Genomic DNA, 25541 nt, shown 5'->3' with positions numbered 1-25541 from the left:
TCTCAACGCCCGGTGACCGCGCCTAGTGCCCGTCCCGCTCGGATTCCGCGGACTGTTCCAGCAGTCCCGCGTCGTACGCCAACAACGCGATCTGCACCCGGTTGTTGAGGTCGAGCTTGGCCAGCACGCGGGAGACGTGGGTCTTGACCGTGGCGACGCTCATGTAGAGGGCGGCGGCGATCTCGGCGTTGGACAGGCCCTGGCCGACGGCGACGGCGACCTCGCGTTCGCGGTCGTTGAGGGCGGCGACGCGCTCACGCGCGCGTGCCCGTCGGATGTCGGCGGCGGAGCCGACCGCGTGCTCCATCAGCTGGCGGGTGACGGTGGGCGACAGGACGGGGTCGCCGGCCGCGACCCGGCGTACGGCGGCGAGGATCTCGGCGGGCGGAGTGTCCTTGAGGACGAAACCGGCGGCGCCCGCACGCAGGGCGCGCAGGACCTGCTCGTCGGCGTGGAAGGTGGTCAGGACGACGACCTGGGGGGCGTCGGGGCGGCCGCGCAGCCGTTCCGTGGCCGTGAGGCCGTCCACCGACGGCATTCTGATGTCCATGAGGACGACGTCCGGGCGGGTCCGGTCCACGGCCGCCTCGACCTCGGTGCCGTCCGCCGCCTCTCCGACGATCTCGATGTCCTCCGCGCCGCCCATCATCAGGGTCAGACCGGCCCGCACCAGGGGGTCGTCGTCGACGAGGAGCACTCTGATCACAGTCATGGGCCTACGTAATCACGCGGAGGCAGGGCGCAATCACCCTTGCGGGCGGGCGAGTTGCACCACCGGCGACACCATTGACGACACCACCGACGACACCACCGGCGACACCGAGGACCCTCACCCCCACGGCAGCCACGCCCGCACTCCGAACGCCCCGTCCGTCTCCGCCCCGTACTCCAGCCGGCCGCCGGCGAGCGTGGCGCGCTCGGTGAGGCCGATCAGGCCCTGTCCCGAGCCGGGGACGTGCGGCACCTCCCCCTCGGGCGCGGGGTTCCGCACGGTCACGACGAGGCCCTCGCCCGGGCCGCCGGTGACGGTGACCGTGACCTCCGTGCCGGGGGCGTGCTTGCGGGCGTTGGTGAGGCTCTCCTGGGCGATGCGGTAGGCGGTGCGGCCCACGGACGCGGGAACGTCGGCGGGGTCGGACACCCGGCTGTCGAGGACGACCTTCATGCCGGCCTCGCGGGACTCGGCGACCAGGGTGTCCAGGGCGGCGAGGGTCGGTTGGGGGCGGCCCGTGTCGTCGTGGTCCGCCGCCCGCAGCACCCCGATGATCTCCCTGAGGTCCTGGAGCGCCTCGTGCGCGCTCTCCCGGATGACGCCGGCCGCCCGCGCGACCTCCTCCTGGGGCGCGTCCGGCCGGAACTCCAGGGCACCGGCGTGGACGCTGAGCAGCGTCAGCCGGTGCGCGAGGACGTCGTGCATCTCGCGCGCGATGGCCTCGCGGGCGAGCCGCTGCGCCTGCTCGGCCCGCAGTCGCGCCTCGGTCTCGGCGCGCCGGGCGCGGTCACGCAGGCTGAACATGAGCTGCCGTTTGGCCCGCACCAGCAGGCCCCAGCCGACGATCGCGGCGACCAGCACCACGGTGAGGACCACCGAGACGAGGTACGGCAGGTCCGCGTCGGGCCGCAGCCGGTAGGTGAGGGGGACCACGGCGATGTTGATGCCGCCCACCCAGGCGACGTACCGGAAGGGGCGGTGTACGGCTAGGGTGAAGACGGCGATCATGCAGGCGCCGCCGGCGGTGTCCGAGAGCACCCCGAGCGGGATCGTGGCCAGGGCGAGGCCGAACGGCCAACGGCGGCGCAGCCACACGGCGGCGCAGGCGAGCGCGCCGAGCAGTTGGTCCAGGGTGGCCGCGGTGTGCGACACACGGGGGTTGTCGCCCACCGCGTCCGCGGCGATCAGGCCGATCAGGACGGCCAGGAGGAAGCAGGAGAAGTCGACGATCCAGTCGCGCGCGGTGCGCCGGGGCCGCCGTCCGGGCCGCCCGTCGGCGGGGTCGAACTCGTGGATCACGGCGGACGGCAGCAGCCAGCGCCGACCGGGGAAGGCCGGGGGCTCGGGAACCGTCTCGTCAGCGCTCACGGTCGACAAATCTACGCAGTGAGGGACGGGAACACCTCCCCGCGACCGGGATCGGCGACCAAAGTCGCGCTGCCGCAGACTTTCGGCGCGGACGGCCCCGCATTGCCGATGCCTTGGCGGAACGGGGCTCGCCCCGCGGCCGATGTGCGTGGGGGGTCCGCGGGGCGAGGGTCTACCCATGAAGCAACTGCTGGAACTGCTCGGTTTTCTCGCCCTGGTGCAGGGTGGGGCGGGCCTGCTGCACGAGTTCACCGACTGGCACGTCGGCCTCGTCCAGCGCATCGGTTTCCTCGACGGCTACGAGGTCTACGCGAGCGTCGCCCTGATCGTGCTGGCGTTCGCGCTGTTCGCCGCCGCGGAGAGCCGGCGGTCCGGCTGACAAGACGGCTGTCAGCAGCCGTAGTTGACCAGGTTGAACGTGGCGTAGTGGTCCGCCGTGTAGTAGTCCTCCTGGCTCTTCTGACCGGTGACGATCCGGCGCGCCCCGCGCGTGGAGGAGCCCGGCGTGATCACCGTGTACTCGTGGTAGTAGCCGGTCGACTGGCTGGGCAGGACGCCTTCCCGGTTCTGGAAGACGCTGTCGTCCTGCGAGTAGGGATAGGGGCCGCCCTGCTCGATCAGGTCCAGGGTGTCGTACGCCTGGGAAGGCAGCTTGGTGTAACAGATGCTTCCGACCGCGGCGGCCGCCGGGGTCGCGGTGGTGACGGCGCCACCGACGAGGAGAGCGGACAGGACGGCGGCAGCGGCGCCGATACGAGTGATCCGTGGGGGGAATCTCATGCCCTCATGATGACGCGCGTAGACAGTGGCATGTCAATGACAACTCAGGAGATTTTCCCGTCAAGTCCGATGAGTTTTCGGGAAGTTAACCTGCCGCCCGGCGCCTTCACGAACACCGGGCGAGGTCCGTGTCCGTTGGCCGCCAGCGGTCCTCCGTCCGGGGCGGTGGGATGGGTGTCATGACAACGACTTACGGAACTCTGAACGGCAAGGTCGCGCTGGTCACCGGGGGCAGCCGGGGGATCGGTGCGGCCACGGCGGTGCGGCTGGCGCGGGAGGGCGCGGATGTGGCCGTGACGTACGTGGACGGCAAGGAGGCGGCCTCGGACGTCGTACGGCGGGTCGAGGCGCTGGGACGGCGGGCCGTCGCCCTGCGGGCGGACTCCGCGGACGCGGAGGAGGCGGCGGGGGCGGTTCTCCGTACGGCGGAGGCGCTCGGTGGGCTGGATGTGCTGGTGAACAACGCGGGCGTGGGGGTGCTCGGTCCGCTGGCTGAGCTGTCCCTCGCGGAGGTCGACCGGGTGCTGGCCGTCAACGTGCGCGGGGTGTTTCTGGCCTCTCAGGCCGCGGCCGCGCGGATGCGGGACGGCGGGCGCATCATCACGATCGGCAGCTGTATGACCCAGCGGGTGCCGGGTCCCGGCGGGACCCTGTACGCGACGAGCAAGTCGGCGCTGACCGGGCTGACGAAGGCCCTCGCGCGTGAGCTGGGGCCGCGGGGGATCACCGCGAACATCGTGCATCCCGGGCCCACGGACACCGACATGAACCCGGCGGACGGGCCGTTCGCGGCGGGGCAGGCCGCGATGACCGCGGTGGGGCGGTTCGGGACGGCGGAGGAAGTGGCGTCGACGGTGGCGTATCTGGCGGACGCGGCATACGTCACCGGTGCGGAGTTCTCGGTGGACGGAGGGCACGCGGCGTGAGCTAGCCGGATCTTCGCCTCGCCCCCACCGCTCCTACCCGTGCGTCCCGGAGGCGTTACCCCGCGGGCACCCGGCGGTGTATGGCCACGCGGGCCTGCGCGGCGGGCGGCGGCGTGCGCCCCGGGGGCGTTACCCCGGCCGTGTACGCGCGCGTGCGCGGCGGCGGCGCCGTGTCCGGCCACGCGCGCCTGCGCAGCGGGCGGTGGCCTGCGCCCCGGGGGCGTTACGCCGGCCGTGTACGCGCGCGTGCGCGGCGGCGGCGCCGTGTCCGGCCACGCGCGCGTGCGCAGCGGGGCGGCGGCGTGCGCCCGGGGGCGTTACCCCGGCCATGTACGCGCGCGTGCGCGGCGGCGGCGCCGTGTCCGGCCACGCGCGCTTGCGCAGCGGGCGGTGGCATGCGCCCCGGGGGCGTTACCCCGGCGGGCACCCGGCAGGTCACGCGCGCGTGCGCAGCGGGGCGGCGGGGCGGCGGCGCGGCGGGCCTCGCTGCGGCCGCCCGCCGCCGGGTGCCCCGGAGGGGCGTTCTCCCCGGGGCGCCCGCCTCAGCCGCCCAGCTCCTGGTGCCTCGCCGACAGGGTCGCCGCACCGCCCTCCGTCAGCGAGCCGAACAGCCGCAGCCGGGAGATCCCCCCGTCCGGGAAGATGTCCACGCGCGCGTGGGTGCCCACCGCCGGCGTCGGCAGCACGAAGCGGTGGTTCGTGTCGGGCTGGAGGCGCGTGCGCGGGAGGATCTCCCGCCAGTCGCCGTCCTCGCCGTCGCGGACCGACACCGAGGCCCAGCCCGCGCTGTTCCCCTTCAGGTACGCCGTGTCGATCTCGATCGCGCGGATCTGGGACTGGGCCACCAGCCGGTAGCGGATCCAGTCGTTGCCCTGGTCACGACGGCGACGGGTCTCCCAGCCGTCGTCCATCTTGCGGGAACGTCCGGGCTGAATGGTGTTCGACGCCGGCGAGTAGAAGAGGTTGGACGCGTCCTCCGCGCGGCCGCCGTTCTCCAGCGCGACCACGTCGAAGGTGCCGAGGATCTCCAGCCACGCGGGGTCCGGGACGACCTCGCCGTACACGCGCAGGCGGGCGATGCCTCCGTCGGGGTGCTGGTTGACCCGCAGGTGTGTGAAGCGCTGTTCCAGCGAGACCGGGAAGCCGTTCGCGGCGTGGCCGCCGACCGGCGTCCGCGGGACCAGCGTCGTCCACTTCACGTCGTCGCCCAGCAGTTCCTCCGGGGACGGGGACCCTGCCACGGACGTGCCTTCGACCGACACCGCCTGCGGGTAGTTGCCGCGGAAGTGCGCCGTGTCGACCACGATGCCCCGGATGACCCCGGGCGCGCCCAGGCGCACCAGCGCCCAGTCGTGGTCCTCGGCCGTCGGCCAGGGGTGTTCGGCCGAGGCTCCCCGGCGGCGCCGCGTCTCCCAGCCGTCCATGATCTTGCCCTTGTGCCCGAAGTGCTCGGGGTCGAACTCGGCCCGCTCGGGCATCAGCAGGTTCTCGCGCTGGGCGAAGAACTCGTCGTTGGCGGCGATGACTCCGGCGCCGAGCGTCCGTGCGGCGAGGTTGGCGTACTGGGTGAAGGGCAAGTCGGCGGTGCGGTAGTCCGCGTACGGGTCACCGCCGCCGTACGGATTCGCGTCGCCGGTGAAGCTGGGTATCGCCGTCACGTCCATGTGCCTTTCTGGAGTTGCCGGTGCGGGTGGATCAGGGCGTACGGGTGAGCAGTTGACCCCGGGGAGCCGTGAACTCGCCGTTCGACACGATGCGTTCGCCGCGCAGCCAGGTCGACTTCACGACGCCGTACAGGGTCTTGCCCGCGTACGCCGTGACCCGGTTGCGGTGCTGGAGGGCCGCCGGGTCCACGGTGAACGTCTCGTCGGGCGCGAGGACCGCGAAGTCGGCGTCGCGGCCGGCCTCGATGGCGCCTTTCTGGTCCAGGCCCACCAGTTGGGAGGTCCGCGCGGACATCCAGCGGACCACGTCGTCCAGCGAGTGGCCGCGTCGGCGGGCCTCCGTCCAGACCGCCGCCAGACTCAGCTGGAGGCCCGAGATGCCGCCCCACGCGGTGGCGAAGTCGTCCGTCTTGAGGTCGGCCGTGGACGGGGAGTGGTCGGTGACCACGCAGTCGATGGTGCCGTCGGCCAATGCCTGCCACAGCAGGTCCTGGTTGGCGGACTCACGGATGGGCGGGCAGCACTTGAACTCGCTGGCGCCGTCCGGCACTTCCTCGGCGGTGAGGGTGAGGTAGTGCGGGCAGGTCTCGACCGTGATGCGGACACCCTCCGCCTTGGCCCGGGCGATCAGCGGCAGCGCGTCGCTCGACGACAGGTGAAGCACGTGCACGCGCGCGTCCAGCCGCTTCGCCTGGGCGATGAGGTGGGCGATCGCCGTGTCCTCGGCGTCGCGCGGACGGGACGCCAGGAAGTCCGCGTACCGGGGTCCGGCCTGCTGCGGGGCGGCCTCCAGATGGTGCGGGTCCTCGGCGTGCACGATCAGCAGGCCGCCGAAGGAGGCGATCTCGGCCAGGGACCGGGCGAGTCCGTCCTGGTCGAGGTGCGGGAACTCGTCCACGCCCGACGGGGACAGGAACGCCTTGAAGCCGAAGACACCGGACTCGTGCAGCGGACGCAGGTCCTTGACGTTGTCGGGCAGGGCGCCGCCCCAGAAGCCGACGTCGATGTGGGCCTTGTCGGCGGCGACCTCCTGCTTGGTACGGAGGTTCTCTACCGTCGTCGTGGGCGGGAGGGAGTTGAGCGGCATGTCGACGAGGGTGGTGATGCCGCCGGCCGCCGCCGCGCGCGTGGCGGTCCAGAAGCCCTCCCACTCGGTGCGGCCGGGGTCGTTGACGTGCACATGGGTGTCAACCAGGCCGGGCAGCAGGACGTCGTCGCCGAGGTCCTCCAGGCGGGCGTTCCCGGACACGGGAGCCTCGTACGGCAGTACGGCGGCGATCTTCCCGCCGGCCACCGCGACCGACGCGGCCCGCGTCCCCTCGGGTGTGATGACGCGCGTCGAGCGCAGCACCAGTTCAGTGTCGGACACCCGGACCCCTCTCTGCCGCCGTTAACTTCCGCGTAACGGAATTCAACTTTCTGTTGAAGGAGTCTTCACTCCCGGTCGTGCGCCGTCAAGGGCACACTTCCCCACAGTGCACCCTGCGCCGACACTCTGGACGTTTCCACAAAGCGGAATTATAATTCCGACAGACAGAACGTAGCTATGCACCAACGGGGAGTCAACCGACTGCCGGGTAGGCTTCTGCCCTCCTGCCCAGACCCGAAAGGCAGCTCCGAAAGGAACGCGCCGTGCCGACGTCCAGCGCCAGCACCACCGACTCCGCCAAGTCCGCCGGCGGCGGGGTCCAGTCCCTCGAGCGCGCCTTCGATCTGCTGGAGCGGATGGCGGACGCGGGCGGAGAAGTCGGACTGAGCGAACTGTCCGCGAGCAGCGGGCTGCCGTTGCCCACCATCCACCGCCTGATGCGGACGCTCGTGTCCTGCGGATACGTCCGCCAGCAGACCAACCGGCGCTACGCCCTCGGCCCGCGCCTGATCCGCCTCGGCGAGTCGGCCTCCCGGCTGCTCGGCACATGGGCCCGCCCCTACCTCGCCCGCCTGGTCGAGGAGACCGGCGAGACGGCCAACATGGCGCTGCTCGACGGGGACGAGATCGTCTACGTCGCGCAGGTGCCGTCGAAGCACTCGATGCGGATGTTCACCGAGGTCGGCCGGCGCGTCCTGCCGCACTCCACGGGCGTCGGCAAGGCCCTGCTCGCCCACACCCCCGACGACGAGGTCCGCGCCCTGCTCGCCAGGACCGGCATGCCGGCCGCGACGGAGAAGACGATCACCACGCCGGACGGTTTCCTCGCGGCCCTCAAGGAAGTGCGCGGCCAGGGCTACGCGGTCGACGACAACGAGCAGGAGATCGGCGTCCGCTGCCTCGCGGTCCCGGTGCCCAACTCCCCCACCGCCGCCGCCATTTCGATCTCCGGACCGGCGGGACGGGTCACGGAGGCGGCCACGGAGAAGATCGTCCCTGTGCTCCAACAGGTCGCGTCGGAGCTGTCGGAGGCGCTGGCCGGCCAGAACCCGGCGTGACGGCCCTCCCGCACCGCTGGCCGGGGCGATACACCGACCGGCACGGCACGGAAGAGATCGTCTTCGAGTCGGACGGCCGGGAGCTGATCCGTACGACGATCAGAGGCGTCCGCTTCGAGAGCGACTCCATGGACGACCTCGGCGCCCTGGCCGGCGCGCCGCCCGAGCAGATGTTCTCGTTCTTCGACGGCGCGCTGTGCTCCTGCCTTCTGGAGTGGGAGGTGCCGATACCGGTCGAGGTCCGGGGAAGCGGTGTGCGGCCGGGGGTGCTGCGCTGCGCGCTGCGGCTCGGGGACCCGGCGGGCCCGCGCCACGGCCTGGACGAGCAGACCCTGACCACCACCCTGCTCCTCGACGGGCATGAGTTCCGCAACGCCGACGGCCAGGGGGACATCGAGAGCGCGCTGTGCGATGTCCAGCGCAAGCTGCCGCGGGCGGCCCGGATGAAGGCGTGCATCTCCTGCGCGTGGTCCGACTACAACCCCGCCGGCAACGGGTTCATGGCGGGACTGGCGTGCTTCCGTGACGCCAAGGAACGCTACCGGCAGGTGGACGGCAAGCATGGCCCGACCGGCATCTTCGCGCTCTGGCAGGACCTCACCGAGTTCGTCCAGGAGACCTGGCTCTGCCCGGAGTTCGAGCACCGGGGCGCGCACGAGGGTTACCGGGGTCCGTTCCCGGGCTAGCGCCGCGGCTCCCCGAACAACTCCACCGCCCTGCGCACGTCGGTCAGTCCCCGCGACAACGCGCTCACCGATCCGATCGCCCCCGCGACCAGCAGCAACGACCGTCGCAGGCGCGGGATTTCGGGCGTTCCGTCGATCGTCATGGCGGCCAGCGCGGCGAGTTCGTCCTCGGCGATGCCCCGGTCGGGGAACTCGGCCGGGTGCGCGGCGAGTTCGCGGCGCAGCCGGGACACCGCGGTCCGCAGTTCCGCCACTCTCGGATCGTTGTCGCTGCCGGTCACTGGCCTCTGCCCCAAGCTCCGCAACACAGCTCTCCCCCTCGCACACCTTCGTGCGCCCCAGCACCGTGAAGCCCCGTCGGGGTTGGTCGGGCCCCGGGGGACGCGGGTCAGTAAACGCCACGCAGGGCGCCGCGCGCCACCGTGCGGACCGAAATTCAGCCCGTGGAAACCCGGCGCACGCCGGCGCGTCAGGTATGCAGGACGCATGACGGAGAACGAACAGCAGGTCGCCGGTCTGCTCCTGGCCGCGGGCGGCGGACGACGGCTCGGCGGGCGGCCCAAGGCGCTGCTCGAACACCGGGGCCACCCGCTCGTCGAACACGCGGTCGGCGTCCTGCGGGCGGCCGGCTGCACCCGCGTGCACGTGGTTCTGGGGGCCGCCGCGGCGGTCGTACGGGAGCGGGCGGAGCTCGGTGACTGCGTGCTCGTGGAGAACCCGCGGTGGGCCGACGGCATGGGGTCGTCGCTGCGGGCCGGGCTGGACTCGCTCACCGGCACGACGGCGCGGGCCGCGCTGGTCTCACTCGTCGACCAGCCCGGCATCGGGGCGGCGGCGGTGCGCCGGGTGCTCGCCGGGTACGAGGACGAGACCTCGCTCGTCTCGGCCGCCTACGACGGGGTACGCGGCCATCCCGTCCTCCTCGGCGCCGCGCACTGGGCCGGGATCACCGCGACTGCGACCGGGGACCGGGGGGCACGCGCCTATCTGAAGGAGCACGAGGACGCCATCACGCTCGTCGAGTGCGCGGACGTGGCCGAGCCCTACGACATCGACACCATGGCCGACCTGAAGCACCTTGAGTGAGCACACTGGCACTGAGCGCCACATTGCCTCGACTCGGAGAATCTCGACATCAACAAACCATTGAACTTCCACGATGAGGAAACTAGTATCCACTGATCAGAAGCGTCCCACTCCCGTGCAGGGCGCCGCTCGCGTACCCGGTTCGACTGGCACCCGGTGCCACCGCTGAAGGAAGTGACAGCTCATGTCCGCACCAGCGCCGTCCCCGCTGGCCATCGTCGACGCCGAGCCCCTGCCGCGGCAGGAGGAGGTCCTCACCGAGGCGGCCCTCGCCTTCGTGGCCGAGCTGCACCGCCGGTTCACGCCACGGCGTGACGAGCTCCTCGCCCGCCGCGCCGAGCGCCGCGCCGAGATCGCCCGCACCTCCACGCTCGACTTCCTCCCGGAGACCGCCGCGATCCGCGCGGACGACTCCTGGAAGGTGGCCCCCTCCCCCGCGGCCCTGGACGACCGCCGGGTCGAGATCACCGGCCCCACCGACCGCAAGATGACCATCAACGCCCTGAACTCCGGCGCCCGGGTGTGGCTCGCGGACTTCGAGGACGCCTCGGCGCCGACGTGGGAGAACGTCGTCCTCGGGCAGGTCAACCTGGCCGACGCGTACACCCGGAACATCGACTTCACGGATGAGAGGTCCGGCAAGTCGTACGCGCTCAAGGCGGACGAAGAGCTGGCCACGGTCGTCATGCGCCCGCGCGGCTGGCACCTGAACGAACGCCACCTGGTCGACGCGAACGGCGCCCAGGTCCCCGGCGCGCTCGTCGACTTCGGCCTGTACTTCTTCCACAACGCCCAGCGTCTGCTGGACCTCGGCAAGGGCCCGTACTTCTACCTCCCGAAGACGGAGTCGCACCTGGAGGCCCGCCTCTGGAACGACGTGTTCGTCTTCGCGCAGGAGTACACCGGCATCCCGCAGGGCACCATCCGCGCGACCGTCCTGATCGAGACGATCACGGCCGCGTACGAGATGGAGGAGATCCTCTACGAACTCCGCGACCACGCCTCGGGGTTGAACGCCGGCCGCTGGGACTACCTGTTCTCCATCGTCAAGAACTTCCGTGACGGCGGCGCCAAGTTCGTCCTGCCGGACCGCAACGCGGTCACGATGACGGCCCCGTTCATGCGCGCGTACACCGAACTCCTCGTCCGCACCTGCCACAAGCGCGGCGCGCACGCGATCGGCGGCATGGCGGCGTTCATCCCGTCCCGCCGGGACGCCGAGGTGAACAAGGTGGCCTTCGAGAAGGTCCGCGCCGACAAGGACCGCGAGGCGGCCGACGGCTTCGACGGCTCCTGGGTCGCCCACCCCGACCTGGTCCCGATCGCCATGGAGTCCTTCGACAAGGTCCTCGGCGACAGGCCGAACCAGAAGGACCGCCTGCGCGAGGACGTCCACGTCGAGGCGGCCGACCTCATCGCCATCGACTCGCTGAAGGCCAGGCCGACGTACAACGGCCTGGTCAACGCCGTCCAGGTCGGCATCCGTTACATCGAGGCATGGCTGCGCGGGCTCGGCGCGGTGGCCATCTTCAACCTCATGGAGGACGCGGCCACCGCCGAGATCTCCCGCTCGCAGATCTGGCAGTGGATCAACGCGGGCGTCGAGTTCGAGAACGGTGAACTCGCCACCCCGGAGCTGGCCCGCAAGGTCGCCGCCGAGGAACTGTCCACCATCCGCCAGGAGATCGGCGAGGAGGCCTTCGCCGCCGGTCACTGGCAGCAGGCCCACGACCTGCTGCTCCAGGTCTCCCTCGACGACGACTACGCGGACTTCCTCACCCTGCCGGCGTACGAGCAGCTCAAGGGCTGACATCCTCCTGCGGGACCTTGTCCGAGTGGCCCAGGGACTTCCCCGGGGCCACTCGGTCGCGTACGGCCTGCTTGACCGCCGTCGGCTCCGGGAACCCCTGCTCGCGGCGGTCCCAGACGACCTCGTCGCCGACCCGGACGACGAAGATCCCGCCCTTGCCGGGCTTCAGGGCCAGTTCCGTCAGCTCGGACTCGAAGGTCGTGAGCAGTTCCTGCGCCAGCCAGGCCGCGCGCGGCAGCCAGCGGCACTGGGTGCAGTACTCGATCTCGACCCGCCGGGAGTCCGAAGAAAGCTCCGTCATCCGAGGTGCACCGACCAATCCTGTTCCGCGGCCGGTTTGCCGTGCAGGTCGGGGACCCGCTTCAGCCACGTGGGCCGGCCTTCCTGTGTCTTCGCCGCGCGGAGAGCCTCCTCGGCGGCGAGTTCCTCCCGGGTGGGAAAGTCGGTGGGCAGCCATGCCTCGGATGCCCGCACGCGCGCGTGGAGGTACGCCACATAGGCCTCGCGTGCCTCGTCCGGGGTCGCGAAGCCGGTGAGCCAGGCGTCGGGGACGGCCGCCGTGACCTCGCGCAGGACGTCGAGAGTGACCTTGGGCGCCAGTTCCGCGTCGGCGGCGCGGACGTCCGGGCCGTAGTGCCCGAGGGCGTGGTGGCGGAAGTCGTAGGACTTCGACGGGTCCGTGCCCTCCCAGCGGTGGTGGAAGACGAGCGCGGCACCGTGGTCGATCAGCCACAGACGCGGAGGTGCGATGCCCAGCGTCGGCCAGACCATCAGGTTCGAGCTGTGGACCGTACGGTCGACGTTCACGGTGAGCGCGTCGAGCCAGACGATCCGGCCGGCCTCCACCGGGTCGACCGGGAACGTCCTGGCCACCTCGGGGGTGAAGTCGCGGGCGCCCGGCAGGTAGTCCATGCCGAGGTTGAGCCCCGCGCTGGCGCCGTGGAGCTCGCGTACCTCCTGGTGCGGCTCGCTGTCGGCGATCTCCGGGTCGAAGTGCACGAGGACCAGCTCGGGAAAGCGCAGCCCCAGCGCCCGCGCCAGCTCACCGACGATCACCTCGGCCACGAGCGCCTTGCGGCCCTGCGCGGAACCGGTGAACTTCACGACGTAGGTGCCCAGGTCGTCGGCCTCGACGACACCGGGGACGGAACCCCCGGACCTCAGCGGGGCCACGTATCGAACAGCAGTCACATCGCGCAGCACACCGGCCAGGGTATGTCAGCGCTCATCCGGCCAGGCTCACCCGGCCAGCGGATTCGGCAGCGGCAGGTAGCGGGCGTCCGCGCCGTCCGCGCCCGTCCAGCGCAGCAGCAGGTTCGTCTTGCCGGGGAGGGTGGGCGCGGTGAGCAGGGCGGCGGCCTCGGGGAGGTCGTGGCGGGCCAGTTCGCGGCGGGCGGCGGGCCAGGGGGCGAAGCCGGGGTGGCGTTCGGCGAGGGCCGCGGCGATCTCGCACAGGTGGTTGACGACCAGGCAGTACACCAGCCGCTCCCAGCCGGCCGCGCGCGGGACGTCCGCCAGCAGTTTCACGCCCTCGGCGTCCCGGAACAGCGCCTGCACGGGCGTGCCGTCGGCGTCCACGGCGACCAGGGTGTTCTGCAGATGCGCCTCGAGTACGACGCCGTGGTCGGCGAAGGCCGCGAGGGCGGGCGGGACGACCACGCCCAGGTAGGCCTCCCACCAGGCCGCCGGATCCGCGGTGCCGTCGAGCGGGCTGCCCTCGAAGCCCTCCACCAGGGCCGCGGCGAGCAGCGGGGTCGCCCCGGGCCGCACATGGCCGCGCAGGCCGTCGCGGACCAGGACGGCGAGTTCCTCGAAGGCGAAGTCGGCCGTGCGGTAGCCGCGGTCGCTCAACCAGGCGGCCGAGCCGGGGCTCGCGGCGAAGGCGCGCGCGGTCGCTTCATCCGTACGGCGTAGTTTGAGCAGGTCGTGGCGCCAGAGCCGGCGGATGTCGTTCGTGATGCGGACGTCGAGACTGAACTTGAGGAAGAGATCCCGAGAGGGCGCGTACACCGTGCGGACCGCCGCCGTCGGCCAGGTCTCGAAGCCGGTCGTGCCGAGCCGGACGAGCCTGCCGTCCTCGAAGGCCTCCGCGCAGGACACGAGGTCGAGCTGCCAGGGATGGGCGGGCAGCAGCCGGTAGCCGGGCGGTGCCTCGCCCAGCGTGTCGAGGGCCGAGGTGTCGCCCTCCTCGACGACGGTGTCCTCGCGCAGCCCGAGCAGGACCAGCGGGAAACGGGCATGGGCCTCGGGGGCGTACGGCAGCCAGGCGGCGACGGGTCCGCCGCCGCGGGCCTTGGGCGCGGGGTGGTACGGGTGGCCGGTGACGAGGCACTGCTCGGAGCGCAGATACGGGTCGCCGGGTGCCGCGACCCGCTCCCGGGCCGTGAGCAGGGCGGCCACGGCGTCCCGGCTGTCGATCATCTCGGCGGGCAGTTCGTGGTGGGACACGCCGGTGTGCCGGGTCAGTTCCTCGGCGACGAGCTTCACGAGTTCGGTGTGGCCGACGCGCCGCCAGCCGCCCGCGGCGTACACCTCGGGCTCGGCGGGCCGCCGGTCGCCCCGCACCCGCAGCGCTCTCCCGCTGGGGAGCCGGTACACCGGGCGCTCGCCGGGGTCCGGGAGCGGCTCGGCCACCTCGCGCAGCAGGCAGTTGAGCAGGGGTGCGGCCGCGTAGGCGTCGGCGCGGTGCGCGACGTCGGTGCCGGCCGGCGGGGGCGGGAGGTCCACGCGATCCACTCGTTCTCTACGGTTCATCTGGGGCGATGACGATCAGTATGTCTGTCCTCACCGCTCCACCGTGACACCCGTCGTACCCGAGGAGCCCGCCCGTGCACCGTCCCTCCGCCGCCGAGGCCGACTTCGCCCAGGAGCTGGCCGTCCTGCGCCCCGACCTCGTGGCGCGGTACACGGCCGAGCTGCCCGGCGCCCGCGCGGCCGTGCTGTCCCGGCTGTGGCGTGGGCTCGCGCACGAGCCACTGCCCTGGGTCACCGGCCGGGAGACGGGCCGGGAGGGGCTCACCCTGCGCCTCCCGGACGGCCGCAGGCTGCACGGCCCGCACCCGGACCCGTTCGCCACCACCGCCCACACCACCGTCGTACGGCTCGACGAGGTCGCCCACGACGATCCGGGGCGCCTGATGACCGCGCTCGGCGTGCCGCACGCCACGGATTTCGCCGGTGAACTCGCCGACAGTGTCGCCTCGTTGGCACTGTCGAGGGCGGGACAGCCCACCGGCCCGGAAGCGTGGCCGGTGCATGACTGGGAGTGGGAGCAGCGGGTGGTCGACGGGCATCCCTATCACCCCAACTGCCGTTCCCGGCCGGGCTTCTCGGTGGCCGAGCAGCTGGCCTACGGGCCCGAGCACCGGCCGCTGGTACGGCTGGGGTTCGTGCCGGTCCCGGCGGACGAGTGCCTGGTGACGGGCGCCTGGCCGTCGCATCTCCGGGACGGGGAGCGGCTGTTGCTGCCGGTGCATCCCTGGCAGTCGGAGCACGTACTGAAGCGGCCCGTCGCCGAAGGCGTCGAGGCACACCCGTTGATGTCCCTGCGCACCCTCGCCCTGCCCGACGGACCGCACGTCAAGACCGCGTTGAGCACCCGGCTCACGTCGTCGGTGCGGGACATCTCCGTCTACTCGATCAGCATGTCGGCGACCCTCTCACGGTTCGCGGAGACGGTGGCGGAGCGTATGGACGGCCTCCTGCACTTCACCCGCACGCTGGGGGCGGTGACGGCCAACTCGCCCGACCTGGCGGCCGTGTTGCGCGAGTCCCCTCAGATGTACGGGGAGCGGATCCTCCCGGTGGCCGCCCTCGCCACCACCGAGCTGCCCGAATCCCCCGCCTGGCTCGCGGAGTTCGCCCGGCTGTCCCTCACGGTCGGGCTGCGCCTGCTGGAGTTCGGCATCGCCCTGGAGGCGCACGGCCAGAACCTCCTCGTCGTCCTGTCCGAGTCGGGCGCACCGGAGCGGCTGGTCTACCGGGACCTGGCCGACATCCGGATCAGCCCGGCCCGGCTCGCGCGGCACGGGATCCCGGTCCCCGCACTGTCCGGGCGGCTGGTCACGGACGACGTGCCGACCCTGCGCCGCAAGCTGTTCGGCTCCCTGGTGGCCGGAGCCCTCGCGGGTACGGCGGGTTCGGCCACGGCGTTGCGAGGAGCGCTGGAGAGCGCCGTACGACAGCTGCCGCGCACCCCCGATCTGGCCGCACTGCTCGAACAGCCGCTGCCCGCGAAGGCGTTGACCTTGATGCGGCTGTCGCCGGGGACACCGGGCGACCAGTGGACCGAGCTGCCCAACCCCCTTGCCTGAGCCGACGTTTGGAGCCCGGTCCGAGCGGCCGTTTTGGAGCCCGGTCCGAGCAGCCGTTTTGGAGCCCGGCGCACCTGATCAATAGGATCCGGCGATGATCACAAGAAAACGGCGGGTGGCAGGGGTGTGCGCCCTGCTCGCCGCCCTGACGGCGGGGATCGCCTTCCCGGCCGCGGCGGTCGCCGGTGAACCCACCGGCCAGGCCACGCCCCAGGTCGATCTCGTCCTCGACGTGAGCGGCTCGATGCGGACGGCGGACATCGACGGCGGCACCCGGATGGCGGCGGCGAAGCAGGCCTTCAACGAGGTGCTGGACGCGACGCCCGAGGAGGTGCAGCTCGGCATCCGGACCCTGGGCGCCAACTACCCGGGCGACAACCAGAAGACGGGCTGCAAGGACACCGCCCAGCTCTACCCGGTCAGCACCCTGGACCGCACCGAGGCCAAGACACAGGTGGCGACCCTCTCCCCCACCGGCTGGACGCCGATCGGCCCCGCGCTGCTGAAGTCCGCCGACGACTTCACCGACGGCGCCTCCTCCAAGCGGATCGTGCTGATCAGCGACGGCGAGGACACCTGCGCCCCGCTCGACCCGTGCGAGGTGGCCCGCGAGATCGCCGCCAAGGGCATCGGCCTGACCATCGACACCCTCGGCCTGGTCCCGAACACGAAGATGCGGCAGCAGCTGAGCTGCATCGCGGAGGCGACCGGCGGTACCTACACCTCGGTCGAGCACGCCGACGAACTCACCGACAAGGTCAACCAGTTGGTGGACCGCGCGGCCGACCCGGTGGTGACGCCGGTGGCCACCGAGGGGGCCGGCTCCTGCGCGACGGCGCCCACGTTGAAGTCGGGTCTGTACACCGACCGTGAGGAGTTCACCCAGCAGCGCTGGTACCGGGTGGACGTCGACCCGGGCCAGGAGCTGCGGGCCTCGGTGAGCGTGGGAGCCGACCGGGCCGTGAACCCCTCGTACGGGGTGCTGCTGCGGGCGGTCACCGTGCACGGGCGCGATATCGTGCGCGGCGAGGCGGGCGGCAACGGCCGTACGGATGTGATCGCCACGGGACTTCGCTACCCCAAGGCGGACACCGATGACGAGGACACGGCCGCCGAGACCGTCTGTCTCCAGGTCACCAACTCCTTCTCGGCGGCCTCCGGGGTGAAGACCACTCCGGGTCTGCCGCTGGAGCTGACCGTCGATGTCGTGGACGGACCGTCGAAGGCCAGTGACGTGGCCTCCTTCGGCCTCGGGCGCGGCTGGTGGCTGCTCGGCGCACTGATCCTCGCCGGCTTCGTCGCCGGTCTGCTGTGGGGCTGGGTGTCACGCTGGCGGGTCGCGGTCTGGAGGACCAACTGATGCGAATCACACGCGCATTGAGCGCATCCCTGCTGATGCTCGGGCTGGCCGCCGCGCCGGCCGCGGCCGACTCCTCGCCGACACCGACGGACTCGGCCTCGGCCTCGGCGGACGGTGACGCGCCCACCCAGGCGGGCACGTCCTTCCGTACGGCGACGGAGATCGAGCAGGGCCAGACGGCCACGGCGAGCGGCTCCGCGGGTGACTACCTCTACTGGTCGTTCCCCGCGGACGCCGGCCAGCGGCCCACCGTCGAGGCGACGGTGAAGCTGCCCGGGACCCACGCCGATCAGACGTGGCAGATCGACGTGTACGACGGTCTGCGGCGCCGCCAGTCCTGCCAGTACGGCGCGCAGACCCGCACCGCCGCCGCGGACACCCCCTCGGTGGCGCTGGCCTGCACGCTGCGCACGGTCCGCGCCTGGTCGGAGACGTGGGCCAACGACCCGCTGCCGGGCACGTACTACGTCCGGCTGACGGCCGTCGGACTCACCACCGCCGACCTGGGTCTCCCGGTGAGCACCGAAGTCCGGGTCGGCTCCAAGGACATCGGCGGCTCGGCCGCGGTGGACGGTTCGCTGGCGGAGCCGCTGGTGCCGGGCATAGCGGTGAAGTCCGAGGCGCAGGACAGTGGTTCGGAGGACTCCTCCGCCGTGCTGTCCGCCATCGAGCCCGAGGACGGCTGGTCCTCGGGCTGGTGGTCCGACCGGTGGGTGTGGACCGCGATCGGCGGCGCGCTCGCCGCGCTGGCCGGCGTCGGCGGGTATGCGCTGACCCGCGGATCGGGGCGGCCTACCCGGGTACCGCCGGGCGCCTGACGGCTCGTCGAGAAGGCCCGCTCCGGCGGGCCTTCTTCGTTCACGCCACCCTGCACCGCCCTGGCGATCCTGCCGTCCCGGTCACCTCGACCGCAGTCGGGGCGGCCTTCCCAGATGCCTGCCCGGCGCTGACAGCTCCTCAAGAAGGCCCGCCCCGGGGGGCTTCTTCGCTCACGCCACCCGCAACGCCTCGGCGATGGCGCCGTCCCGGACACCTCGACAAGGGTCGGGGTCGGGGCGGCCTACCCGGGTACCGCCGGGCGCCTGACGGCTCGTCGAGAAGGCCCGCTCCGGCGGGCCTTCTTCGTTCACGCCACCCGCGGCGCCTCGGCGATGGCGCCGTCCCGGACACCTTGACCCGGTCGGGGCGGCCTTCCCAGGCGCCTGACGACCCGTCTAGAAGGCCCGCCCCGGCGGGCCTTCTTCGTTCACGCCTCCCGCAGGGCCTTGGCGATCGTGCCGTCCCCGGTCACCTTGGCCCTGCCGTCCCGTACCGCGGCCGCCAGGCTCAACTCCCCCCGGCCCACGGCACTCCAGACCTCCGAGTCCAGGACCAGCCGGGCGTCGGGCTCCCGGGGGGCCGGCCCCTCGCCGTACGCGGGACCGTCCTGCGCGCCGACGTAGACATGGAAGTCGCCCTCCTCCAGCCGCACTTCGACGAGCCCCTCTCCCTCCAGCGCCCGCAGCAGGGGTAGCGCGAACCAGTGCGCGCGTACGGCGTCGGTGGGCCGTCGGGCGCCGAGTTCGGGCCCGCCCCAGGTGCCGAGGGCCTGGAGCACCGGGAGCAACTCGCGTCCCCGTGCGGTGAGTTCGTAGACGAAGGCCGCGCCGGGCGGTGGAAGCCGGCGCCGGGTGGTCAGTCCGTCGCGCTCCATGTCCTTCAGCCGTGAGGCGAGTACGTCCGTGCTCACGCCCGGCAGATCGGCGTGCAGGTCCGTGTAGCGGCGCGGCCCCGCCAGCAGTTCCCGGACGATCAGCAGCGTCCATCGGTCGCCCACCACGTCGAGGGCGCGGGCCGCGGAACAGTACTGGTCGTAGCTTCGGCGAGGTGACATGCGACGCAGTCTAGACAAGTTGTTGGACTTTCCAAGCTCCTACTTGGTAAAACCAAGCATCATCCGAAACCGGAGAGGCAGCAGCGCATGGAGTTCCGGCAGTCGAGCAAGCTCAGCGAGGTCTGTTACGAGATCCGCGGCCCGGTGATCGAGCACGCCGACGCACTGGAGGAGGCTGGCCACAGCGTGCTGCGCCTCAACACCGGAAACCCCGCGCTGTTCGGCTTCGAGGCGCCGGAGGAGATCCTCCAGGACATGATCCGGATGCTCCCGCAGGCGCACGGCTACACCGACTCCCGGGGCATCCTCTCCGCCCGCCGCGCGGTCGCCCAGCGCTACCAGACCCTGGGCCTGGAGGTCGACGTCGACGACGTCTTCCTCGGCAACGGCATCTCCGAACTGATCTCGATGGCCGTACAGGCGCTGGTCGAGGACGGCGACGAAATCCTCATCCCCGCCCCCGACTTCCCCCTCTGGACGGCGGTCACGACCCTCGCGGGCGGCAAGGCGGTGCACTACCTCTGCGACGAACAGGCCGACTGGTACCCGGACCTGGACGACATGGCGTCGAAGATCACGGACCGCACCAAGGCCGTGGTCATCATCAACCCGAACAACCCCACCGGCGCGGTCTACCCGAAGGAGGTCATCGAGGGCATCCTCGACCTCGCCCGCCGGCACGGCCTGATGGTCTTCGCCGACGAGATCTACGACCAGATCCTGTACGACGACGCCGTGCACCACTCCGTCGCCGCCCTCGCCCCCGATCTGGTCGTGCTGACCTTCTGCGGCCTGTCGAAGACGTACCGGGTGGCCGGCTTCCGCTCGGGCTGGCTGGTGATCACCGGCCCCAAGCAGCACGCCAAGAGCTACCTCGAGGGCCTGACCATGCTGGCCTCCATGCGGCTGTGCGCCAACGCGCCCGCGCAGTACGCCATCCAGGCCGCGCTGGGCGGCCGGCAGTCCATCCACGACCTGACCGCGCCCGGCGGACGCCTGTACGAACAGCGCACCGTGGCCTGGGAGAAGCTCAACGAGATCCCCGGCGTCTCGTGTGTGAAGCCGAAGGGCTCGCTCTACGCGTTCCCGCGGCTCGACCCCAAGGTCCACAAGATCCACGACGACGAGAAGTTCGTCCTGGACCTGCTGCTGCAGGAGAAGATCCAGGTCGTCCAGGGCACCGGATTCAACTGGCCGTCCCCGGACCACTTCCGCATCCTGACGCTGCCCCACGCACAGGATCTGGAGGCGGCGATCGGGCGGATCGGGCGGTTCCTGAGCGGGTACCGGCAGTAGCTGGTGGTGCGGACGGGGTTCACGGTCGGGGAGAGCGGGGATGTCATGGAGTGCGGCCCCTGATCCCGGGGCCGGGGGGACCGGGGGATGGGGGAACCCCAGATGTACTTGTCTCGTCGGCATGCGCCGGGCACACGCCCGTCCTTACGCGGCCGTCTCGCGCTGCTGGTCCTGGTCGTGGTGCTCGCGGGCAGCCCATGGGTGCAGCGGCCGCTCTCGGACTACTACGCCGAGAAGTTCTACACAGAGCTGTCCGACAACAAGATCCTGCGCTGGCTGGTGGAGGCCGCGTTCCTGCCCCGCTGGGACGTCTCCTCCGAGCGGTACGGCGGCACGTCCTCGCTGGTCGTGAACGACCTGGCCGTCCTGGTCCTGCTCACGGGACTCGTCTACTTCGCCAGGCGACTGTCGGCCCGCGGGGCGTCGGGCCGGCTCCGCTGCCTCGCCGCGGGCGTGCTGGCGTCGGCGCTGGCCAACCTGGCGTGGTGGGGCATGCACGAGGCCTTCGTCGACACGGTGGTGCTCGAACCCACCGACACCCTGGTGAAGGACCTGCTGCGCAGCGCTCTCCTCTTCGGTCTCGCGGTCGGCGCGCTGCTCGCCCTCCTGACCGCCGGTCCGCCGGGAAAGGTCGGTACGGGCTCCGTCGGCGCCGTGAGGGCGCCGCTCCGCCGCTGGAGAGAGGGAGGGCTCGGCATGACGACCGCGCCGGTCCACATGCCGGTCGGGAGCGCCCCGGGTGACGTCACCCGGTATCTGTGCGCCGCGGCCTACGTGGACGAAGGATTCGCCGACCGCGTGGTGGAGGACGTCCTGGCCGACGAGGCGGGCGCGGTGGCCGCCTCTCCCGACGTCGACCTGGTGACCGTCGTACGGCACTGTCTGACGGCACAGGAGCTGCGGCACCGCAGGGATCAGCGCCTGACGGGCGCGTTCGCCCTCGTGGCCGTCTTCGCGCCCCTGTGGCTGCTGTTCGTCACGTTGTTCCTGTCGACCACGCAGCAGGCGGGCGGCCGGCCGAGCCTGGCCACGCGCGGCCGACACCAGCCCGAGGGCAGGGTGTTGGTGGGCACGGCTGTCGCGGCGGGCATCGCGGTGCTCATCGCCTTCGCTCTCGGCGTCGCCGTCTCGTCGCTGCCCACCCCCGCGTTCGTGAGCTGGCTGCTGGGCTCCTATCTGGCCGGGGTGCCGGCCGCGCTGGTGTCCGTCACGGCGGTCGCCCTCGCGTACGTGACGGTCGTACGCCATGATCTCGCCGTCGACCGGCTGCTGCGCACGACCATGACCCGCGAGGCGTTCTCCCGGCAGCCCCGCCCGACTGTGCCGCCGCGGAAGTGGATGGCCGAGCGGCTGGCCGCCATCCGGGAGGCGCAGGACGGGAACGTCACGGTCTACAGCGGGTACACGCCCTTCCTCGGCTATGCGCCGGCCGCCTCGCAGTGGTCACTCGCCGTGCCGCTGCTGCCCTCCGACGATCGCGTCGGAGGGGTTTCGCGCCCCGGCGGGCCTCAGCCGTTCACCGTCACCGAACTCGTCGACCACGTCCGCGCGCGGCTGTCGGCGACCGCCACGCGCGTGACGGATGCGGCGGCGGACGGTGAGGCGGTCCTCGGGTCGCTCGTCGTGCAGGACCGGATCTTCGTGAGCGGCACGGCCGTCGGTGACGACGAGCGGTTCATCAGGGCCACGAGTCTCGCCCCGGTCGCCCGGCTGTCGGCCGACCAGGTCGAGCGGATCATGGAGCGTCCGACCGGTGCGGTCCGGCACTGTCTGGCGGTCCATCTGCCGCTGTGGGGCGGGGACGTGGTGCCGACCGTGTTCCTGCACTTCTCGACCGAGGGCAGAACACTCCACCTGCACTGCACCAACCACGTACTCGGCCCGGTGAAAGCCGACTACCACGTCGTGGACCGGCTGCGCGGACCCCTGTCCCCCACCGCGCGCCGGGGGCTGCTGCTGGACGCCGTCCCCCGCACCGGCGGTGCTTTCTTCGCCGCCCCGTTCCGGGCGCTGCGGCAGGCCCGCTTCGAGGAACGGCACAGCAGACGCATGGGGGACGAGCTGAAGGCCCTGGAGCAGGACCCGGTCTACGACTTCGGCGCCCGGCTGAGCGTCCGGGAGCTGGCCGTGAGCCCGGACTTCCAGAACTACTTCCAGGTCGTGGACGCCGCACGGATCACCTCGCTGGTGCAGCGCCACACCCTCGCCGCGATCCGCGCGTTCCTCGACACGCGCGGGTACGACATCACCGACTTCCGCGCCCAGCAGCAGACCATCCTCAACCAGGGCCTCATCCAGCAGGGCGGCATGAGCATCATCGGCAACCAGGCGATCGGCAAGGGCGCGACCGCCACCCAGACCGTCCCGCAGCAGTCCGGCGCGGCCGCCCCCGTCGCCGGTTCCGGAAAGTAGGAGGTCCTGATGACGGGCAGCGACGACCGGCGGCAGGACCCTCCCGTCAACAACCCTCCGGTCAACAACGGCCTCATGATCAGCGGCGGCACCCACTACGTCGGCAACCAGGCCGTGGGGCACGGCGCCCAGGCGTTCTCCGGCTCGGTCTCCTTCCAGCCGCAGGACGCCGAGCGTACGGCCGAACTCCTCGCGTACGTCGAGCGGCTGCTGGAGGAGCACCGGGCGGCGCTCGCCGATCCCGACGCGACCAGCAGGGAGCTGCGCCGTCTGCGCGAGGAACTGGACGAGGCCGAACCGCAGCCGACGGTCCTGCGGCGGGCCCTCGACCGCCTCAACGAGTTCGTGCAGCCGGTGACGCCGCTCGTCGTCGCGGTGGGGCAGCTCGCGCAGTCGGTGCAGGGTCTGCCGGGGCTCTGAGAGGCCGCAAGGGGCTGGTGGTCCCAGAGGGCTGGGGGTCCCAGAGGGCTGGGGTTCCAGAGGGCTCGGGGCTCCAGGGAGCGGCCGTCCGGCCCAGTCGCCCTGCGAGCCCTCGGTGCCGTGTGGCACGGTGCTGGGAGTCGAGCGGGAAGGGCGCGCGCATGGGTGATCTCTTTCTGGTCCGGCACGGTGAGACCGAGTGGTCGCGGTCCGGGCGGCACACCGGCTGGACGGACGTACCGCTGACCGAGCGCGGCCGGGAGGAGGCGCGCCGCCTGGTGCCGCTGATCCGCTCGCACCGCGTCGGCGCCGCCTTCGTCAGCCCCCTGCAGCGGGCCCGGGAGACCGCGGAGCTCATCGGGCTGCACGACCTGCGGATCGACGTCGATCTGCGCGAGTGGGACTACGGCGGCTACGAGGGTGTCACCACCGTCGAGATCCAGCGGGAGCGCCCGGACTGGTTCCTGTTCACGGACGGCGTGGCACCCGGCCCGCCCGATCATCCCGGGGAGAGCCCGGAGCAGGTCGGCGAACGGGCCGACCGTGTGCTGGCCAGGGTGGACGCCGCGCACGCGAACACCGAGGGGTGCGTGGTGCTGGTGGCGCACGGCCATTTCCTGCGGGTCCTCACCGCCCGTCGGCTCGGGCTGCCGCCGTCGGCCGGGGCGCTGTTCCAGCTGGCGACGGGGACGGTGTGCCGACTGGGGACGGAGCACGGGCGGCCGGTGATCGCGGGGTGGAATGTCAGACCCGGGTCGTAGTCTTCGAATGGGCTGATCGCGGGAGCGTCTCGGCCCTTCGACCAGGCCGCTTTCCGGGGAGGTGCCCGTCATGGCCCGACCGCCCACCGCCGCGCAGCGGCGTGTCATCGACGCCGCCGATCCCGTCACCGGGCGGCTGAGGGGTACCGAGGCCCAGCTGGAGGCGCTGGTCAAGCGCGGCCTGGCCTTCCGGCATCCGCGGCCGCCGCACGATCATTTCCTGACCCCGACCGGGCACCGCATACGGGAGACGGTTCCGGAGGAGCCCGAGAAGTCCGCCGAGCAGGCAGCCGACCCGGCCACCGGTGTGTTCGCCGCGCATGTCGGCGGCACGCAGGAGGCCGCGGACACCGGTCCGGCCCGGGCGCGGGAGGTGCACAGCGCCTGGCAGGGGTTGCTGGAGCTGCGCCGGATGACGAACCCCGACGGGGCCACGGACCGGCCCTGCGGCTGGGAGCGCGCCCATCTGGTGCAGGCGGCCGCGCTGGCGCTGGAGGCGGCCGGGCACCCGCCGGAAGCGGGGGGCTCCTCCGGCTACCGGGTGCGCGCGACCCCGCAGCCCGAGGCCGTGGCCGTGCACGCGCCGGACGGCGAGGCGCTGCGGGCCTGCGCGATCACTCTGGAGGGGGCCGGCTGGCAGGTCGGCGAGTACACGGAACCACGGACCAGGGCCCGGTACCTGCTGGCGTCGCCGCGCCGGGTGTAGAGGCCACATGTCAGGATCGGGCGGAGCAACTGCCGTGACATGAGAGGGGATTGACGTGAGCGAGCCGTTTTCCGTGCCGGTGACCGTCCGCGGGTACGAGACGGACGTACAGGGCCACCTCAACCAGAGCGTGTACCTCAACTACGCCGAGCACGCCCGCTGGTCTCTGCTCAAGGCCGCCGGGATCACCCAGGCCGGACTCATCGGCAGCGGGGTGGGTCCGGTGGCGCTGGAGACCACCATCCGCTACCAGCGCGAGCTGCTGGCCGGTGACGAGGTGGAGGTGACCTGCGCCTTCGAGTGGGGTGAGGGCAAGACCTTCCGCATACGGCAGGCCATCCGCAAGAAGGACGGCACCGTGGCGGCCGAGATCACCGCGGTCGGCGGGCTGATGGACCTCAAGGAGCGGCGTCTGGTCGCGAACGCGAGTGAGGTCCTCAAGGGGCTGGCCACGGACCCGGGCCTGTTCTAGCTCAGGCCGGCTCCGGTTCGCGCTCGGCGTCGTAGTTCGCCCGCGCCTCGGCGATGTAGACCCTGTTGCGCTCGGCCCAGTCGGTCAGGCGCTGCAGGGTCTCGTGCAACTCGCGGGCGACCGGGGTGAGTTCGTATTCGACCTTGGGCGGCACCGTCGGGTGCACGGTGCGGGTGACGAGGCCGTCACGCTCCAGGTTGCGCAGGGTCAGGGTCAGCATGCGGCGGCTGATGCCCTCGATGCTGCGCTCCAACTCGGTGAAGCGGATGGGCCCATGAGCGGCCGCGACGAGGATCTGCACGCTCCATTTGCCGGAGACCCTGTCAAGAACCTCCCGCACCGGACAGGCGTGCGCGTTCACGACCTGGACGGTAACACCGGTGTTCCTCTGGGACATCGGACTGCCTCCTTACGCCGTCCTCCATGGTCACTGACGATGTTCCCCGTTACAAGTCGTGCACCTACGCCA

The 25541-nt window shown here is 71.9% G+C and carries 26 protein-coding genes; 15 read left to right on the top strand and 11 right to left on the bottom strand.

From position 1 onward, the window contains the following. Positions 1–22: 22 nt before the first annotated feature. Both ACIBJB_RS24065 and ACIBJB_RS24060 read right to left on the bottom strand, forming a co-directional pair. Complete coding sequence (locus ACIBJB_RS24065) at positions 23–712, bottom strand: response regulator (RefSeq protein ID WP_398933169.1); 690 nt, start codon at positions 710–712, stop codon at positions 23–25. Between the two features lie 117 nt (positions 713–829). Next, a complete protein-coding gene (locus tag ACIBJB_RS24060; protein WP_398933168.1) occupies positions 830–2089 on the bottom strand; it encodes a sensor histidine kinase in 1260 nt (419 codons plus the stop codon). Between the two features lie 169 nt (positions 2090–2258). On the opposite strand from ACIBJB_RS24060, the gene ACIBJB_RS24055 reads away from it, so the two are divergent. Beyond that, positions 2259–2459: a hypothetical protein gene (locus tag ACIBJB_RS24055; protein ID WP_311715926.1), complete on the top strand. Its 201-nt coding sequence runs from the start codon at positions 2259–2261 to the stop codon at positions 2457–2459. Positions 2460–2470: 11 nt separating this feature from the next. On the opposite strand, the gene ACIBJB_RS24050 is transcribed toward ACIBJB_RS24055, so the two are convergent. Continuing rightward, positions 2471–2860, bottom strand: a complete 390-nt coding sequence (locus ACIBJB_RS24050; RefSeq protein ID WP_398933167.1) for a ribonuclease domain-containing protein — start codon at positions 2858–2860, stop codon at positions 2471–2473. Between the two features lie 170 nt (positions 2861–3030). Between ACIBJB_RS24050 and ACIBJB_RS24045 the strand changes: the two genes are divergently transcribed. Then, positions 3031–3786, top strand: coding sequence for an SDR family oxidoreductase (locus tag ACIBJB_RS24045; RefSeq protein ID WP_398933166.1), 756 nt, complete (start codon positions 3031–3033; stop codon positions 3784–3786). Positions 3787–4328: 542 nt separating this feature from the next. Here the strand turns inward: ACIBJB_RS24045 and alc are convergent. Together alc and allB are read right to left on the bottom strand one after the other, a co-directional pair. Beyond that, positions 4329–5444 (bottom strand): allantoicase, encoded by a 1116-nt coding sequence (gene alc, locus ACIBJB_RS24040; protein WP_398933165.1) that lies wholly within the window; start codon positions 5442–5444, stop codon positions 4329–4331. 37 nt (positions 5445–5481) lie between these two features. Next, complete coding sequence (allB, locus tag ACIBJB_RS24035; protein ID WP_398933164.1) at positions 5482–6819, bottom strand: allantoinase AllB; 1338 nt, start codon at positions 6817–6819, stop codon at positions 5482–5484. 263 nt (positions 6820–7082) lie between these two features. Between allB and ACIBJB_RS24030 the strand changes: the two genes are divergently transcribed. Both ACIBJB_RS24030 and ACIBJB_RS24025 read left to right on the top strand, forming a co-directional pair. Continuing rightward, positions 7083–7877 (top strand): IclR family transcriptional regulator, encoded by a 795-nt coding sequence (locus tag ACIBJB_RS24030; protein ID WP_398933163.1) that lies wholly within the window; start codon positions 7083–7085, stop codon positions 7875–7877. Further along, positions 7874–8563, top strand: a complete 690-nt coding sequence (locus tag ACIBJB_RS24025) for a DUF6304 family protein (RefSeq protein ID WP_398933162.1) — start codon at positions 7874–7876, stop codon at positions 8561–8563. Before ACIBJB_RS24030 ends, ACIBJB_RS24025 begins: the two co-directional genes overlap by 4 nt. Here the strand turns inward: ACIBJB_RS24025 and ACIBJB_RS24020 are convergent. Continuing rightward, positions 8560–8844 carry a DUF5955 family protein gene (locus ACIBJB_RS24020; RefSeq protein ID WP_398933161.1) on the bottom strand — a complete coding sequence of 95 codons (285 nt, stop codon included), beginning with the start codon at positions 8842–8844 and terminating at the stop codon, positions 8560–8562. The two genes, ACIBJB_RS24025 and ACIBJB_RS24020, sit on opposite strands and share 4 nt — an antisense overlap. A 205-nt stretch (positions 8845–9049) precedes the next feature. Between ACIBJB_RS24020 and ACIBJB_RS24015 the strand changes: the two genes are divergently transcribed. Further along, a complete protein-coding gene (locus tag ACIBJB_RS24015; protein ID WP_398933160.1) occupies positions 9050–9649 on the top strand; it encodes an NTP transferase domain-containing protein in 600 nt (199 codons plus the stop codon). Positions 9650–9833: 184 nt separating this feature from the next. Then, the gene (gene aceB / locus ACIBJB_RS24010; protein WP_398933159.1) at positions 9834–11459 is read left to right on the top strand and encodes a malate synthase A; all 1626 of its coding nucleotides are present in this window, start codon (positions 9834–9836) and stop codon (positions 11457–11459) included. Here the strand turns inward: aceB and ACIBJB_RS24005 are convergent. From ACIBJB_RS24005 to ACIBJB_RS23995, 3 genes are read right to left on the bottom strand one after another with little or no spacing between them, the layout of a single operon-like run. Beyond that, entirely contained in the window at positions 11449–11760 is a 312-nt protein-coding gene (locus ACIBJB_RS24005) for a SelT/SelW/SelH family protein (protein ID WP_398933158.1), read from the bottom strand. The genes aceB and ACIBJB_RS24005 overlap by 11 nt on opposite strands. Next, positions 11757–12662, bottom strand: coding sequence for a HipA family kinase (locus ACIBJB_RS24000; protein WP_398933157.1), 906 nt, complete (start codon positions 12660–12662; stop codon positions 11757–11759). The genes ACIBJB_RS24005 and ACIBJB_RS24000 overlap by 4 nt, the downstream gene beginning before the upstream one ends. Before the next feature lie 36 nt (positions 12663–12698). Beyond that, positions 12699–14195, bottom strand: coding sequence for an IucA/IucC family protein (locus tag ACIBJB_RS23995; RefSeq protein WP_398933156.1), 1497 nt, complete (start codon positions 14193–14195; stop codon positions 12699–12701). A 92-nt stretch (positions 14196–14287) separates the two neighbouring features. Between ACIBJB_RS23995 and ACIBJB_RS23990 the strand changes: the two genes are divergently transcribed. The 3 genes from ACIBJB_RS23990 to ACIBJB_RS23980 all read left to right on the top strand — a co-directional run bounded on the left by ACIBJB_RS23990 (position 14288) and on the right by ACIBJB_RS23980 (position 17950). Next, the gene (locus ACIBJB_RS23990; protein ID WP_398933155.1) at positions 14288–15772 is read left to right on the top strand and encodes an IucA/IucC family protein; all 1485 of its coding nucleotides are present in this window, start codon (positions 14288–14290) and stop codon (positions 15770–15772) included. A 94-nt stretch (positions 15773–15866) separates the two neighbouring features. Continuing rightward, a complete protein-coding gene (locus tag ACIBJB_RS23985; protein ID WP_398933154.1) occupies positions 15867–17132 on the top strand; it encodes a VWA domain-containing protein in 1266 nt (421 codons plus the stop codon). Continuing rightward, positions 17132–17950 carry a hypothetical protein gene (locus ACIBJB_RS23980; protein WP_398933153.1) on the top strand — a complete coding sequence of 273 codons (819 nt, stop codon included), beginning with the start codon at positions 17132–17134 and terminating at the stop codon, positions 17948–17950. The genes ACIBJB_RS23985 and ACIBJB_RS23980 overlap by 1 nt, the downstream gene beginning before the upstream one ends. 428 nt (positions 17951–18378) lie before the next feature. Here ACIBJB_RS23980 and ACIBJB_RS23975 read toward each other — a convergent pair whose 3' ends face one another. Beyond that, positions 18379–19005, bottom strand: a complete 627-nt coding sequence (locus ACIBJB_RS23975) for a winged helix-turn-helix transcriptional regulator (RefSeq protein WP_398933152.1) — start codon at positions 19003–19005, stop codon at positions 18379–18381. Positions 19006–19092: 87 nt separating this feature from the next. Between ACIBJB_RS23975 and ACIBJB_RS23970 the strand changes: the two genes are divergently transcribed. From ACIBJB_RS23970 to ACIBJB_RS23945, 6 genes are all read left to right on the top strand, one after another. Then, positions 19093–20301 (top strand): pyridoxal phosphate-dependent aminotransferase, encoded by a 1209-nt coding sequence (locus ACIBJB_RS23970; RefSeq protein ID WP_398933151.1) that lies wholly within the window; start codon positions 19093–19095, stop codon positions 20299–20301. A 102-nt stretch (positions 20302–20403) separates the two neighbouring features. Beyond that, on the top strand, positions 20404–22713 hold the full coding sequence (locus ACIBJB_RS23965; protein WP_398933150.1) for a hypothetical protein: 2310 nt from the start codon (positions 20404–20406) through the stop codon (positions 22711–22713). A 9-nt stretch (positions 22714–22722) separates the two neighbouring features. Next, a complete protein-coding gene (locus tag ACIBJB_RS23960) occupies positions 22723–23133 on the top strand; it encodes a hypothetical protein (protein ID WP_398933149.1) in 411 nt (136 codons plus the stop codon). A 161-nt stretch (positions 23134–23294) separates the two neighbouring features. Beyond that, positions 23295–23894 (top strand): histidine phosphatase family protein, encoded by a 600-nt coding sequence (locus ACIBJB_RS23955; RefSeq protein ID WP_398933148.1) that lies wholly within the window; start codon positions 23295–23297, stop codon positions 23892–23894. A gap of 70 nt (positions 23895–23964) precedes the next feature. After that, on the top strand, positions 23965–24600 hold the full coding sequence (locus tag ACIBJB_RS23950; protein WP_398933147.1) for a hypothetical protein: 636 nt from the start codon (positions 23965–23967) through the stop codon (positions 24598–24600). A gap of 55 nt (positions 24601–24655) precedes the next feature. Continuing rightward, the gene (locus ACIBJB_RS23945; RefSeq protein WP_398933146.1) at positions 24656–25072 is read left to right on the top strand and encodes an acyl-CoA thioesterase; all 417 of its coding nucleotides are present in this window, start codon (positions 24656–24658) and stop codon (positions 25070–25072) included. A gap of 1 nt (position 25073) precedes the next feature. Here the strand turns inward: ACIBJB_RS23945 and ACIBJB_RS23940 are convergent, their stop codons facing one another. Next, on the bottom strand, positions 25074–25469 hold the full coding sequence (locus tag ACIBJB_RS23940) for a winged helix-turn-helix transcriptional regulator (protein ID WP_389812015.1): 396 nt from the start codon (positions 25467–25469) through the stop codon (positions 25074–25076). Positions 25470–25541 lie beyond the last annotated feature (72 nt).

The organism is Streptomyces sp. NPDC050759 (assembly GCF_044456945.1).
GTDB lineage: Bacteria > Actinomycetota > Actinomycetes > Streptomycetales > Streptomycetaceae > Streptomyces.
Note: the sequence above shows the minus strand (reverse complement) of the source record. Positions and strands in the feature narration are given on the sequence as shown.

What these genes read in the sequence shown, in the direction of transcription:
- ACIBJB_RS24065 (WP_398933169.1), bottom strand. Translation starts at nt 712, where the DNA reads ATGACTGTGATCAGAGTGCTCCTCGTCGACGACGACCCCCTGGTGCGG.
- ACIBJB_RS24055 (WP_311715926.1), top strand. Translation starts at nt 2,259, where the DNA reads ATGAAGCAACTGCTGGAACTGCTCGGTTTTCTCGCCCTGGTGCAGGGT.
- ACIBJB_RS24050 (WP_398933167.1), bottom strand. Translation starts at nt 2,860, where the DNA reads ATGAGATTCCCCCCACGGATCACTCGTATCGGCGCCGCTGCCGCCGTC.
- ACIBJB_RS24045 (WP_398933166.1), top strand. Translation starts at nt 3,031, where the DNA reads ATGGGTGTCATGACAACGACTTACGGAACTCTGAACGGCAAGGTCGCG.
- ACIBJB_RS24015 (WP_398933160.1), top strand. Translation starts at nt 9,050, where the DNA reads ATGACGGAGAACGAACAGCAGGTCGCCGGTCTGCTCCTGGCCGCGGGC.
- aceB (WP_398933159.1), top strand. Translation starts at nt 9,834, where the DNA reads ATGTCCGCACCAGCGCCGTCCCCGCTGGCCATCGTCGACGCCGAGCCC.
- ACIBJB_RS24005 (WP_398933158.1), bottom strand. Translation starts at nt 11,760, where the DNA reads ATGACGGAGCTTTCTTCGGACTCCCGGCGGGTCGAGATCGAGTACTGC.
- ACIBJB_RS23985 (WP_398933154.1), top strand. Translation starts at nt 15,867, where the DNA reads ATGATCACAAGAAAACGGCGGGTGGCAGGGGTGTGCGCCCTGCTCGCC.
- ACIBJB_RS23980 (WP_398933153.1), top strand. Translation starts at nt 17,132, where the DNA reads ATGCGAATCACACGCGCATTGAGCGCATCCCTGCTGATGCTCGGGCTG.
- ACIBJB_RS23975 (WP_398933152.1), bottom strand. Translation starts at nt 19,005, where the DNA reads ATGTCACCTCGCCGAAGCTACGACCAGTACTGTTCCGCGGCCCGCGCC.
- ACIBJB_RS23970 (WP_398933151.1), top strand. Translation starts at nt 19,093, where the DNA reads ATGGAGTTCCGGCAGTCGAGCAAGCTCAGCGAGGTCTGTTACGAGATC.
- ACIBJB_RS23965 (WP_398933150.1), top strand. Translation starts at nt 20,404, where the DNA reads ATGTACTTGTCTCGTCGGCATGCGCCGGGCACACGCCCGTCCTTACGC.
- ACIBJB_RS23960 (WP_398933149.1), top strand. Translation starts at nt 22,723, where the DNA reads ATGACGGGCAGCGACGACCGGCGGCAGGACCCTCCCGTCAACAACCCT.
- ACIBJB_RS23955 (WP_398933148.1), top strand. Translation starts at nt 23,295, where the DNA reads ATGGGTGATCTCTTTCTGGTCCGGCACGGTGAGACCGAGTGGTCGCGG.
- ACIBJB_RS23950 (WP_398933147.1), top strand. Translation starts at nt 23,965, where the DNA reads ATGGCCCGACCGCCCACCGCCGCGCAGCGGCGTGTCATCGACGCCGCC.
- ACIBJB_RS23940 (WP_389812015.1), bottom strand. Translation starts at nt 25,469, where the DNA reads ATGTCCCAGAGGAACACCGGTGTTACCGTCCAGGTCGTGAACGCGCAC.